Annotated in this window: 9 protein-coding genes; 6 read left to right on the plus strand and 3 right to left on the minus strand. The window is 60.5% G+C overall.

All coding sequences use genetic code 11. The features are described 5' to 3' along the window. Positions 1-30 precede the first annotated feature (30 nt). From KIO76_RS04245 to KIO76_RS04255, 3 genes are all read right to left on the minus strand, one after another. A complete protein-coding gene (locus tag KIO76_RS04245) occupies positions 31-1,791 on the minus strand; it encodes a type I secretion system permease/ATPase (protein WP_213321620.1) in 1,761 nt (586 codons plus the stop codon). A 95-nt stretch (positions 1,792-1,886) separates the two neighbouring features. Continuing rightward, positions 1,887-2,714, minus strand: a complete 828-nt coding sequence (locus KIO76_RS04250) for a SapC family protein (RefSeq protein ID WP_213321621.1) — start codon at positions 2,712-2,714, stop codon at positions 1,887-1,889. 59 nt (positions 2,715-2,773) lie between these two features. Further along, a complete protein-coding gene (locus tag KIO76_RS04255; protein ID WP_213321622.1) occupies positions 2,774-3,490 on the minus strand; it encodes a SapC family protein in 717 nt (238 codons plus the stop codon). A 342-nt stretch (positions 3,491-3,832) separates the two neighbouring features. Here KIO76_RS04255 and KIO76_RS04260 point away from each other — a divergent pair, with 342 nt between their 5' ends. The 6 genes from KIO76_RS04260 to KIO76_RS04285 all read left to right on the plus strand — a co-directional run bounded on the left by KIO76_RS04260 (position 3,833) and on the right by KIO76_RS04285 (position 13,110). Next, positions 3,833-4,633 (plus strand): hypothetical protein, encoded by an 801-nt coding sequence (locus KIO76_RS04260; RefSeq protein WP_213321623.1) that lies wholly within the window; start codon positions 3,833-3,835, stop codon positions 4,631-4,633. 20 nt (positions 4,634-4,653) lie between these two features. Then, positions 4,654-5,643, plus strand: coding sequence for a DUF4214 domain-containing protein (locus tag KIO76_RS04265; RefSeq protein WP_213321624.1), 990 nt, complete (start codon positions 4,654-4,656; stop codon positions 5,641-5,643). Between the two features lie 242 nt (positions 5,644-5,885). Beyond that, a complete protein-coding gene (locus KIO76_RS04270) occupies positions 5,886-8,489 on the plus strand; it encodes a glycosyltransferase (RefSeq protein WP_213321625.1) in 2,604 nt (867 codons plus the stop codon). A 335-nt stretch (positions 8,490-8,824) separates the two neighbouring features. Then, positions 8,825-11,161, plus strand: coding sequence for a glycosyltransferase family 2 protein (locus tag KIO76_RS04275; protein ID WP_213321626.1), 2,337 nt, complete (start codon positions 8,825-8,827; stop codon positions 11,159-11,161). Between the two features lie 36 nt (positions 11,162-11,197). After that, positions 11,198-11,908: a class I SAM-dependent methyltransferase gene (locus KIO76_RS04280; protein WP_213321627.1), complete on the plus strand. Its 711-nt coding sequence runs from the start codon at positions 11,198-11,200 to the stop codon at positions 11,906-11,908. 2 nt (positions 11,909-11,910) lie between these two features. Further along, positions 11,911-13,110 (plus strand): glycosyltransferase, encoded by a 1,200-nt coding sequence (locus tag KIO76_RS04285; RefSeq protein ID WP_291975778.1) that lies wholly within the window; start codon positions 11,911-11,913, stop codon positions 13,108-13,110. Positions 13,111-13,204 lie beyond the last annotated feature (94 nt).

A 13,204-nucleotide genomic window follows, 5' to 3' on the forward strand; every position in this document is an offset into this window, starting at 1 on the left:
CACCAGCCCGCTGTCAAAATCCCGCCCATGCTAGCGCTTGGCCAGCAGCTCCGGCTGCCCCTTGATGGGCACGATCTTGGGCGTGGACAGCCTCTTCAATACATCATCGCGCAGGCCGAAGTGCATCAAGGTGCCGTTACCCAGCACAGCGATTTTGTCGACGCAACTCAGGATCTGCGCTTTGTGCGTCACAAGGACGACGGTGGTGCCGGCCTCCTTCAGCGCCAGGATAGCGCGTGTCAGAGCCGCCTCGCCTGCCGCATCGAGATTGGAATTCGGCTCGTCGAGAACGACGTAGGACGGACGGCCGTAGGCCGCGCGGGCAAGCGCAATACGCTGCCGCTGGCCGCCGGACAGGCCAACGCCATCTTCTCCGAGCTTCGTATTGTAGCCCGCCGGAAGCGACTGAATGAGGTCATGGACCCCAACCAGCTTCGCGGCCTCGATGACGCCCTCGTCATCGCGCGGCCGGAAGCGCCGGATGTTCTCCGCGACCGTGCCGGCGAGCAATTCGACATTCTGGGGCAGATAGCCGATATACTGGCCGAGTTCATCCGGGGCCCAGTGTTCAAGGTCTGCCCCGTCGATGCGAATGGTGCCAAGTGTCGGCCTGATGAGCCCGACCAGCGCGCGCGACAGCGTGGATTTGCCGGCGCCGCTGGGGCCGATGATGCCCAACACGTCACCCGGGTCGACCGCAAAATCGACATTGCGCAGCACGATCTGCTTGCTATCGAAAATCGAAAGCGTGGCATTCTCGACGGACAACGCGCCCTCGGGACGGGGCAGAACAACCCGATCGCCCTGCATGCCTGCCTCGCGGAACAGCGTTTGCAGGCGCCCATACGCCAGACGCGAGCCCAGGAACCCTTTCCATTGCGCGATCAGCGAGCGAAGGGGACCAGTCGCCTGACGGAAAATGAGATTCGCCGCGAAAATGGCACCTGCCGAAATCTGTCCTTCCAGGGCCAGGAAAGCCGCCAATCCGAGCACAGCGATCATCATCCCGGCGCTGATGAAATTGGAAGCTGTCGTATAAGGCGCTGCGCGCTCGGCCGCATGAGCATTCCAGGCCAATGCCGCCCGGTGATCCTCATGCCATGCGTCCGCCATGGCGTTGCGCATGCCCATGGCGTGGACGGACTCGACGTTTCTCATCGCCATTCGCGCATTTGCGGCGGCGCGTATATTGGCCTCGGACGCCTTCTTCAGGCTTGGCCACATCGCCTTTTCGATCATCACAGCTAGGAACGCTATGATCGCCACCGCAACGAGCGCGAGGAGGCCGAGATAGGGGCTGAGAATGAACAACGCGACGAGGAAGATCGGCGTGTACATCGCCGAGAAGACGGTCACCAGCCCATGGTTGACCCAGAAATCACGAAAGGTGTCGAGGTCCCGTAGGGCCTGAACCTCGCCACGGTTGGGAGAGGTTAGCGCTGCGGTCTGGACGGCCGAGAACAGCTGTGGGGCTACTTCCTCATCACACCAGGCACCGAGCCGCTTCAGCATCGCCGTTCGAATGAAGCGAATCACCGCGGCAATCATGAGAAGAAAAGCCGCGATAAGACTGAGCGCGAGTAGTGTATCGACGCTTCGGCTCGACAATACGCGGTCGTACACGTTCATCATATATATAGGCGTGACGAAGCCTAGGATGCTCGTGACGCTCGTGAACAACGCGACATAGCCTATCGCTGGACGAGCCTTGCGAATGGCCCCCTCCAGCGGGGTCGGCGTGGAAGCCGTCGTACCCAACAGGTGATGCGGTAGCCAGGACGAAAGAAGCAATGTGCAAATCTCTCTCGGGCCGCGGAAAATGAAACATTTTCCGATACTTCACGGAAACGCCGTGTCGTAATCTTCGATATCTGAATGCCAGATTGCTATTCTATATCAAAGGTGAGGTTGTCCCCATAGTCGAGAAAGTCAACTTCTTTGCGACGGAACGACAAAACAGGAGCTGCCTCATCCTCCTCCTCGACCAGCGCGGGCGCCACCTCAGCTGTTTTACTCGACTGTACACGCCGCATTTTTGTGACAGTGCGGTGGGAAAACACGATAATCTCTGCGAGCTCCATGGCTGCGGCCGATGCCGAGAAGAGCCCGGCAAGGGCATCTCGGGGGGCGGCCTGCAACGCTCGGAGCTTAGCGGCTTGAACGCCGAAGCATCGCTGCCTGCGGAGCCACTGCCCCATCTTGTCCGCCGGCACCTCCGCGAGCACATCGAGCGCTTCGAGCTGAACAAGTGCGGTGGCGAGCTGCCTTGTGCTCGCCTCTGCCTCGGATAAGGCCTTATGGACAGCGCGCGTCGCCTCCGACACGGACTTATCACGCTCAAAGAATGCGAACTCACCGTTGGTATTCACGGTTGCCCCATCACGAGCGACCGCCAGCACCAGCGAGGAACCTGTCCCCGAGGCGACGAGCCGGAAAGGGTGAGTGCGGAATACAAAGGGTATATAGGGCGATATCCAGCGCCCCTCATCGTCGATATGCTGATTTCTCCCGTCCTGGTCCGCCAGCACGGCAACGAGGCTTAAGCCAGCGGTCGTCCGGCGCACGCAGAGCGGAAAATGATGCGCCGCCCTGTGGACTTCGCGGAATGTGAGCGGCGCAAGTTTGATATCGCTTGTGAAGCCGAACTGGACAGGCCGTGACCACCGCTGGTCCCGATGCCTACTGATATTGAGTGGCTCGAACAGGAACTGCATCAGGCGTTACTCAACGAAAACACACCGAGTGTGTCTGAAATGCCGCACATATGAGCAACTCAGGCGGCCTGCGCCGCGGTACGCGCTTCAAGAAGGTTCTGCATACGGAACAACGACAGCTCATGCATTGTGGCGAGATGGATAGCATCCCATCCCACTTGCTCGATTACTCCGGCAAGTTTAAGGCGCCGGATATCCACATCTCTATCAAGCACTTCAAGCCCGCGAAGGCCGACAAAGCGCTCACCGATTTTGAGCGAGACGTCCCAGGGCTTCAGCAATCCGGCCTCGTCGAGCAGCTGGGACAGAGCCTGAGTGCGGCCATAGCTTTCCGCAAAGACACGCAGTGCCGACAACCGATGGTCCGCCTCCTCACTGAGCTCCCCCGCCGCATTCCTTAATGCCGCAGGCTCGTCCTCGCCTTGCCCCATGACCTCATCGACAAGGATCTGCCAATGCCCCTCCTTGTCAGTCCTCCCCAACGCGAAGGGATATGCCTCCAAAATAAGCAGGTTGCACCGCACAAAGTTAGGGTGCTGAGATAATGCGTAATTATGATCCGGCTCCAACCCGACAAGCGCGACGAGCTCGACACCATCCTTATTTCGCTGCCACACGACAGGATAAGAATGAGCTACATTATTTACCTCAACAAGTGATAATGGAAATGTGATAGTTTTATTAAGGTGTTTATACTGTACAGTACTAAATAATTCCAATCTCTTTCGCTCATATGAGAACGGCGCCAAATTTTTATACATGCTGAGCCCTGCCATTTTGCCTCGATAGACGCGACCAAGGTCGCATTCTCCGCAAAAGTTCTATTGACTTATGCATGCTACGGGAATAAAAAATACCCACGAAATTAACTTCATTTTTCTGTGTTATTGCGCTGGAGCGGTCGGATGGCGCCTGAGGGCTATATGGTTGGCGTGAAGGGCAACGAGGATCTGAACAGGGTCTTTGCCCGAGCCATGCCGGTGCCCCGGGGCCTGTTCGCTCTTCGCTATCTCGGTGCCGACGACGAACGAAATCCGCCGCGCATCAGCGTCCATGTGGGCCCGGATGTTACGGGTGACGTCCAGCTGTTGTTTGCGCCGGGATCGGAAGATGGCGTTATGCGCCGTCCAGGCGACGCTGTCGTCGTTTCGTCGTCAGGCGATGCAATAATCGTGGTTACGATTTTCGTTGGCGAGTTTGCGCTCTCCGATGGTGTCAAGCTGAAGATCGATCAGCTTGATAAGGTTTCCGGTCGTGATGGCGAGCTTGTTCGCGCGTCTTCGGGCCAAAAGAAGAAGTCTCAGGAAAGCAGCGAGGAAATGCCGATCTACCTTTCGGGGCATATACAGCGCCGAGGGGATGTATCTTTGCCTGCTGGTGAATGGCTTGGGGGCCGTTCGTCCCGGCAGCATATCGAGGGCTTCGCCGTTCATTGGCCGAGACGGCCTATGGGCGTCGACATCGAGTATGACTGTTCAGTGTCCGGGCAAGGTCGTATGCCCGAGGCATTGACGGGTGGTTTTGTCGGCACGCGCGCACGCGCGCTGTCGATCGATGGAGTGTCTCTTCGTTTGATCGGAGAGAATGCGGCTTCCTACAAGCTGCAGGCAGAAGCGATTTTTTCCGACGGGTCCGCTGTTCGGTCTTCGGCTTCGGAGCTGGTTGCGGCTCCCCGGGATCCCGGCGCATCGCTCGTTGGCCTCACGGTGCATGTCCAAAAGGCTGCAATTGAGGGCGTTAAGGCTTCTGCAACTCAAGTAAGTGAGACGTCCGTTGGGGGAAGTGTCGATCATCAGCTGGCCGATTCGGTGCCCGAGATGAAGGATGCTGGGGCGAGGAATGGTGTGGGACTGCGCTCTGAAAGGGTCCGTGTTTTCCGCGGCGCCCGCAGTTTCGCCAATCGACACGCAGCTGAATGAATCTGGGACTGGAGGTCTAGATGGCAACCCCGTACGATACGTCCGTAGGCGATGCTGAAGCCGCCATTGGCGGCTCAGATCTGCCGCAGGGCGTAAAGGATGCAATCCTTAATGTACTGAACGATATCCCCGATGGGGAATTGGTGAATTTCGTCGATAACTGGCAACCTGGCGACAACATCCCTGACGGCGTGGACGTGTTGTTCGTCAAGGGCGAAGCGACTGAGATCGCGATCCCCGATGGTGTGCCGGTCGTGATCTTCGAAACCGACCAGAACACGCAAGTCACGTTGGAAGGCACCGTTCCGACGGTTGTCCAGCTTGGCGCGGGTGATGACACGCTCATCGTCGATCCTTCGTCGGAGAGCGATCTTACGATCCACGGCGGCGCCGGAAACGATTCCATCGTGTCCGCGGCCGGCGACGACACGATCTACTTCGGTGATGGTTCCGACACCGTCGATGGTGGCGCCGGCTTCGATCTCGGCGTTGTCGAGACCTCGTTCGAAACCGCTGGTATTTCCTGGGAAGGCAACCAGCTCTCGATCACGAATCTCGCCGGCGAGACTTCGGTCGTCTCGAACGTCGAATACGTGCAGTTCGACGATGGCGCGATCATTGCCGCGGAAACGGCTGATCTCGGCGTCGTTGCCCGCATGTATGAGACGCTTCTGGACCGTTACGGCGACTTCGAAGGCGTCAAGTTCTGGTTCGACGTCTACGAGTCCGGCGACGCCTCGCTGCACGACATCGCTCAGGCGTTCCTCGACAGCGAAGAGTTCTCCAGCGCCCATGGCTCGACCACGAATGCCGAGTTCGTGGATACGCTCTATGAGCAGCTCTTCGGTCGTGAGCCCGACGCTGCTGGTGCGGCTTACTGGACCAACCTGCTTGACGAAGGCACTGCCGATCGCGCCGATATCACGGTCGCCTTCGCTCAGTCGGCTGAAGGCGAGCAGTCCACGGAGCGCACCATCCACGTGCTCGACGAGGACGACAACCTGGCTTGATGCCTATGGTTGGTTACCTGAATTGACAACGTATGGGCCGTCTTTGACGGCTCATACTCTTTTTGATGCCCTTATCGTTTGAGCCTTTTGCTGTATGCCCGGCGCCCTTTTGCCAGCAGGTTGCGGTGGAGTGTCATCGCGGTAAGCGTCCAGTGGGAATGCGTGAGAAGGTCTCATTAGATCAAATGGTGATACCGAAGCGCTCGTCCGCCCATTGGGCCGCTCATTGAGTTTCGGCACACGTGCGATCCCCCCTGCTGTCCTCCCGCAACTCCCTGCTTCTCGGTTCTGGCAGCCGCAGTGATTTCGCGCTCCATGCGCTTGATGCCTATCAACGCGGTGACCACATCCGGGCGCTTGCCCTGATCGATCGCTGTTGCCGTGCCTTCGTTCCCGATGCTGAACATTACAGGTTGCGCGCGGCCATCAATGAGGCGCTCGGCGCCACCGGTGCGGCTGAGCGGGATCTCGCGAGCGCCATCAAGCTCACTCCGGATGATCTTGCGCTGCGTGCCCACTTGCTTCGGGTGCTGATCGACAAGGGAGGTGACCGAGAATTAGCCGCGCTCACGAATGGCATCTTCCGCGAAGACCGCACCGATGCCCATGCGGATGTCACGGCACGCGCCTTCGCCCTCCAGGATATTCCTCACGCAGGTCGGTATTGGCTCGACAATGATTCGGTCGTTCTTCACTGCCTGTGGCGGGGAATGAAAGCGATCGCATTAACCGTTCGCTACCACGTCGGCGGGGACGCCGGCGGTCCCCCCCTCGATCACAGTCTGGTCGATGACAGCCGGGCGGATGGCCCACGCGACGTCAAGGACCACATGATCAATGTCACGGGGCGTTCCGCTGCGCGCTATGCGGCAGCCTTCGACTACAGCATACGTGTGAGTCTGCCTTGGCCAGACGAGGCTGACCGCTGCCAGCTCTTCTGGCCTTCCGGTGAGGCCGTAGTACCGCCCATTCTGCGACCGGTTGCGGAGAATAGGCGTGAAAGCGCAACAGAACTCGCGCCCGCGACATCGGCGACGACAAAGCGCCCCCCGACACGCCGTAATAAGCGCGAGGCGCCCGTTACGGTCCTCATTCCCGCCTATCGCAATCTGCCAGCGACGCGGGATTGCATCGAGGCCGTTCTGCGGGAACCGGGACAGGGCAAGCGCTACGATCTCATCGTCATCGATGATGCCAGCCCAGAGCCCGAATTGTCTGCCTATCTCCGTGATCAGGCGGTTGCAGGCAGGATCAAGCTTCTCGTGCATTCCCGGAACAGAGGGTTCATCCATGCCGTCGAGACGGGGCTTGCAGAGACGGCCACGAGCGACGTCATCCTCCTCAACGCGGATACCGTCGTGCCAACGGGATGGCTGGAGCGGCTGCGTGCAGCCGCCTATGCCGCTGACAACATCGGCACGGTCACGCCTCTGTCCAATAATGGCGATCTGACGAGCTATCCCGTGCCGTTTGGCGAGGCACCGATGCCGGAGCCCGCCCATCTTGCGCTGATCGATGCCACGGCGGCACGTGTGAACGCGGGCGAGATTATCGATCTGCCGAGCGGCATCGGCTTCTGTTTCTATATTCGACGGACCTGCCTCAGCGCGCTCGGCTTCTTCGGCAGTGATTTCCTTACCCATGGCTATTTCGAGGACGTGGATTTCTGCCTGCGTGCCGAGGAGAAGGGCTTTCGTAACGTCTGTGCCACCGACGTGGTGGTGGGACATCTCGGATCAGCATCCTATCTCGATGCAAAGCGAGGCCTGGTCTTGCGCAACCAGGCCGAAACACTGCGCCGCTTCCCGGACCTCCGGCGCCACACCTCCTGGTTCATGGAGACGGACCCGCTCGCACCGGCCCGCTATCGCATCACTGAAGGCCTATGGCCCGCGGTCGTGCGAGCGCATACGGCCGTTGTGTCGACATGCGCTGATGCGTCAGAGGGTGAGGCATTGCTTCGCGGTGTCGCGGGGCTGGAAGAGCCTTGGGTCCATATCGCCCCTGAAACACTTGGTGCCGTGAGGACGCTCGCGGTCAAGGTGATGGGTCTGGTGGGTGGCCTCCCGATGGAACTGCCGCTTCCAGCAGACGACAGCGCCCGCCTCGAGTCCCTGCTGCGTGCCGCCGCCATCGAGCGCATCATATTTCTGGCCGGTGAGCCGCCATCCCCGGCGCTGTTGGACCTCGCAGAACGATTGAAGGTGGCCGTCGATGTATTCCTCGTCGAGGCGCCACGGGCGTCGGAGGACATGGAGGCTGCTTTCACGGCCTGGTCCAGCCTTTTGGCGCGCGCCACGCATGTCGTGCCGGGCTGTGCCGCCTTGGCAAAGCCTCTCGCCGCCTCAGGACAATACGCCCTTCGCCAGCCTTTGCTGACGCTGGCGCGGGCTTCCGCGCCAAAGCTCCAAACGCCACATAGCAATGATCCCTTGGCGATTGTACCGCTGGATGACGGCCCAGCCACCTTTTCCCTTGTCCGCGCAGTGGCACTGAGGCTGAACCAGGCAGATTCCAATACGCCGTTGCTCGTCGTGGGCGAGACGATGGACGACGAGGGGTTGATGCGCCTCGGCAATGTCTTCGTGCTCGGCAAGGTCGATCCGCAAGAATGGCCTGCTGTTGTCGCCACCTACCGGTGCCCCGGCGTTGTCGTGCCGTGCAGAAGGCTTCTTTTCGCGGATACGCGCTTTCCGATCCTGGCGGGGATTGCGGTGCCGGTTGCGACGTTCCGGCAGGGCCTTTGTGCCGAGCTGACCACGGGCCCACACGATTTATCGCTCCTCCCCGAGGCCGACGATCGCGACGTCGCCGCGATGATCGAAACCTGGCTGGCGCGGTTATGAGCGCACCGTCTTCAATGCGCCGCAATGGCTCGGCGTCTTACCCGATCGACTTCCTATTTCTGGATCTGCAAAAGCGTACGATCTCGTTTTCACTCAAGTCCGAACAGAAAACTGCTATCCCTTTCTCGGAAGCTGCTCCAAGACGAGTTGCCGGTGTTGAGAGGTATGTGTAACAGCGCATGGAACAGTCCAGTCGCGACGAGACTCGTGAACCGGTGAGTGAACCTGAAACTGCCAATGGGCGACCCTTGCGCCGCGTCAAACGGGTTACCCAGGGGCCCCCAGCACTTCAGGCAGAGGTGCCCGAGGCTGTTACCCCTCCCACCAGAGATCCGATGTACCAGGGTGACTTCTGGCAGCTCGGAGATGGCTTGTTCGGTGGGTGGGTTTTCGATCCGCAACACCCGGACCGCAAACTGGCCGTGGAGTTATGGCTTGATGGCGCCGTGACGTCGCTCGTGAGGGCTGATCTGTTCGTGCCCGAGTTGCGCGAGGCAGAAGGAACTGATGGCTGTCATGGATTTGCGACGAGCCTGAAGCTCTCGTCGCTCGCCCACACGCGTCAAGTTTCGGCTTACGTGGCCAACACCGATCATCACCTCGGCACCGTACATCTCAACAGTACGGGCTCTTCCAGGCCCGCAAAGCCGGAGGATATCGCCGGGGCGGTCCGTTGGGCCGGCGGCATCCGGGTCATTGGCTGGGCCCGTGATCGAGTCCACATCGAACGGAAGCTGACCGTCTCCCTGTTTGAAGGCTCGCGCCTCCTGGCGGAGGTACCGGCGGACATGTGGTATGAGCCTGGGCCCGACGAACCGCTCGCTCCAGGCCGTCACGGTTTTGATGTTACCTTGCCGATGGAATTGGCCGACGGGCGCGTGCACGAAATCCGGGTTCTCACCGAGCGCGGAACGGAACTCGCGGGCAGCCCGATCGCGCTCTTGACCCTCGGCAGCGGAATTGAACAGTTCGGCCTTGCGGACATCACGCCGTCCTCCAAGGACGAGAAGGCCCGCCTCGCGTATCTCGAACGGTTGATGCCAAGCTCGTTGCCGCTCACGAGCTATGCAGATTGGCGCATAGCCTATGCGCCGCAAGCGCCTCAATTGGCCGAGACGCCGCGCATCGCGGCCGTGATTTTTGGCCCTTCCGATCAAACCGAGGCAACCCTGCAAAGCCTCGACAGCGAAGGAGCGCCGTTATGGACAGCCGTCGCTCTGGAAAGCCTCGTCCCTGGCAGCGCGGCTGTGTGGGGTGAAGCGCGGGCCCATCTTGTCGAGGAAGGGAGCGAGATCATCGTTGTGCTCAAGGCCGGCAGCCGCGTGCATCCGGCGGCACTCGCCTCCCTCGCCACCGCGATGGCCGGAGCGGACAAGCCGGCCGTTGTCTACAGCGACAGTGAGATTCTCCTGGACGACGGCACTCTCCTGCCACGGTTCAAGCCGGCTTTCGACAAGGAACGGTTTCTCTCGCAGGGCTACCTTTGTGATCTTGTCGCCTTCGACGCAAGCCTGCTGCCGGAGCTGCACGAGGATGAATGCGTCAGCGACTACGGTCTAGTGGCTCATGTCCTCGCCGATGCGCTGACCGCCGGACGGCCGATTGCCCATCTGCCGGAAGTGCTCGCTACTGTGCCCGCCGCTTCGGCCGAAGTCGAGGCCGAGGCCCTTGTCGCGGCCTTACCGCCTTTGCTTGATCCCGAACGCGAGACCCATGTCGTGGTGAGCGAAGGCCGGCTGTTCCCGGCAATCCGCGTCCGGCCAGAGGTCGATCAACAAGCGCTCGTCAGCATCATTATTCCGACGCGTGACCGCCTCGATCTTCTCCGTCCCTGTGTGGAGAGCCTCTTCGCCAAAACGGCTCATCCCTCTTTCGAAATCCTCATCGCAGACAACGATTCGCGGGAGGAGGAAACCCTCGCCTATTTCCGGGAGCTCGCCTATCGCGGCGTCCGCATCCTGCCGGCGCCGGGGCCATTCAACTACGCGCGGATCAACAATGCCGTCGCCCGGGAAGCACATGGCGATTACCTGCTTCTGCTCAACAACGACACAGAGGTTGAGGATCGCGACTGGCTGACCGCTCTGCTCGAGGCCGGCGTCGCCCCCGATGTCGGCGCTGTCGGGGCCAAGCTTCTCTGGCCGAGCGGACTTGTTCAGCACGGCGGCGTGGTCCTTGGTTCGCATTTCGGTGCCGCCCACGCCTTCAACGAGCGCCAGGGCGACGAGGAGGGCTATGACGGGCTCCTGGAAGTGATGCATGAGACAAGCGCGGTCACAGCCGCCTGTCTTCTGGTCAAGCGTGACGACTATTTCGCGGTCGGCGGACTCGACGAGCGCCTGTTTCCCGTGAATTTCAACGACGTGGACTTTTGCCTCAAATTGCGCGCAATCGGCCGGCGCAATATCTGGACGCCGCATGCCGCCCTGCGACACAAGGAATCCGCCAGCCGCGGGCAGGATGCCAATGCCGAGCGGCAATCCCGCACACGGCGCGAGTTGAATGCGCTTCGGCTCAAATGGGGGGAGACGCTGGTTTCAGATCCGCTCTACTCACCCTGTCTCAATCGCGATGCCTATCCCTATACCGGCATCGCCTGGCCACCGCGCGACAGGGCTCTGCGCCTGAACAAGCCCCCACAACCCAATACGATGTTCAAATGGCTCAGTTGACGATAACTCGCGGCAATCAAGCGGTGGGGGCGAGCCATGAGTGACGACAAGGTCATGCTCCTGACGGGTGGGCCGACACCGCGCACGAAGACGGTGCTGCACGTAGGGTGCGGCGTGTTCAACCCACGCAAGCTTCATTCGCATTTCCGGCGCCCCGGATGGCGCGAGATCCGGGTCGATATCGACCCCAACGTCGCTCCGGACGTCGAGGCGGATATCTGCGATCTCTCGGCCTTCTCAGATGCTAGCGTCGATGCCGTTTGGAGTTCGCACAATCTCGAACATCTCTACGATCATGACGTGCCTGTGGCACTGCGGGAGTTTCGCCGTGTGCTGCGCCAGACCGGCTTTGCGCTGATGACGATGCCCGACATCGAGGCCATCGCCCAGCTCGTGGTGGACGGCAAGCTTGATCAAGTCGCTTACCAGTCGCCTGCCGGTCCCATTACCGCCCTCGACATGATGTTCGGCCACCGCCGCTCGGTGGCTGCCGGCAATCATTTCATGAGCCACAAGACCGCCTTCAGCCGGGACCGTCTTGGCAATCTGCTCGTCGATGCAGGCTTCGCACGCGTCGTGGTTGCCTATGGCAACAGCTTCGACCTTTGGGCGATCGCTATGCAGAAGGACGCCCCATCATACCTCGACCATGTTTTCGAGGAGCCAGCGAAAAGGGCCCCTGCTGCAGCCGCGGGTGCTCAGCAAAAGGCGACCGAAACCGAGGGTCAAGAAGGTTCTCTCTCTTGAAAGTGCTGTTCGTCCACCAGAACTTCCCAGGTCAGTTCGCCGGACTGGTCGATCGGCTTCTCACCGAGAATGTGGAAGTCGCAGGCATCGGCGCGCGCGAGTTCCAGCACAGCCGGATCCGTTACCATCGCTACGGCGCACCGATGGTGCAGCAATCAAACGACCTGTCGATCGATGAGGCCAGCGGCCGACTGCGCCGCGCATCGGCTGTCGCTGCTCAGGCAAGGCTGTTGCAGCACGCGGGCTTCCAGCCGGACGTCATGGTTGTCCACAGTGGCTGGGGAGAAGCGCTTTATCTGAGGGACATCTTTCCACGCGCCAGGCTGGTCTGCTACTGCGAGTTCTTCTATCACCGTGCTGGCGCCGACATCGGCTTCGACCCGGAATTTCCCATCGAATCCCTCGACATCCTGCACCGGCTTCGTGTTCGGAATGCCTTCGAGCTTGCCTCGATGGACGACGCGGTCGCCTGTATCTCGCCGACGATCTGGCAACGCTCGACCTATCCGGCGGAGATGCATTCCAAGATCGCCGTCCTGCATGAGGGAATCGACGTCCGCGGCCTCGTCGCCGACGAGGTTGGGGAGGCGCAATGGCGCCGAAAACTCGGCATACGCCGCTCAGCCCCGATCATCACCTACGTGGCCCGTTATCTGGAGCCGCATCGCGGTTTCCATACGTTCATGCGCGCAGTGCCCATCCTCCAGTCTCTGGCTCCCGATGCCCATATTCTCGTCGTTGGATCGGAGAAGGGCGGTTATGGCGCCACGCCTGCAAACGGCCAGACCTGGAAAGAGTTGCTGCTGCAGCAGAAGGGCTGGGAAATAGACCACACGCGCCTGCATTTCCTGGGCAACCTCCCCTTTCGCGACTATGTCGCGGTCACACGGATGGCCAAGGTCCATCTCTACCTCACCTATCCCTTCGTGCTGTCCTGGTCAGCGTTGGAGGCCATGGCGATGGGCCACGCCATCGTTGCCTCGGACACCCCGCCGGTAGCCGAGTTCATGAGCGATGGGAAAACGGCGCGGCTTGTGAATTTCTTCGATAGCGAATCACTGGCCAAAACGACCGCCGATCTCCTCCGGGACAGCGAGCAGCGTGAGAAGCTGGGCCAAGCGGCCCAAGACCTTGTTAGGCAACGCGGACTTGATCGGGCGGAGGCGAGCCAAAAGCTCGCCAATTTCATCCGCCAGCTCTGAGCGACCATTTGCGCCTAGGTTCATCGTTAACCAATTGCTACGATGCCGTACTCTTCCGAGCGATTCGCATAACTGCTGGATGTCTGGCACCGAT

It is taken from the genome of Chelatococcus sp. YT9, assembly GCF_018398315.1.
In the GTDB taxonomy this organism is placed as follows: domain Bacteria; phylum Pseudomonadota; class Alphaproteobacteria; order Rhizobiales; family Beijerinckiaceae; genus Chelatococcus.

Coding starts and splice junctions, on each gene's coding strand:
- KIO76_RS04255 (WP_213321622.1), bottom strand. CDS start 3,490: ATGGCAGGGCTCAGCATGTATAAAAATTTGGCGCCGTTCTCATATGAG.
- KIO76_RS04280 (WP_213321627.1), top strand. CDS start 11,198: ATGAGTGACGACAAGGTCATGCTCCTGACGGGTGGGCCGACACCGCGC.
- KIO76_RS04275 (WP_213321626.1), top strand. CDS start 8,825: ATGTACCAGGGTGACTTCTGGCAGCTCGGAGATGGCTTGTTCGGTGGG.
- KIO76_RS04250 (WP_213321621.1), bottom strand. CDS start 2,714: ATGCAGTTCCTGTTCGAGCCACTCAATATCAGTAGGCATCGGGACCAG.
- KIO76_RS04265 (WP_213321624.1), top strand. CDS start 4,654: ATGGCAACCCCGTACGATACGTCCGTAGGCGATGCTGAAGCCGCCATT.
- KIO76_RS04260 (WP_213321623.1), top strand. CDS start 3,833: ATGCGCCGTCCAGGCGACGCTGTCGTCGTTTCGTCGTCAGGCGATGCA.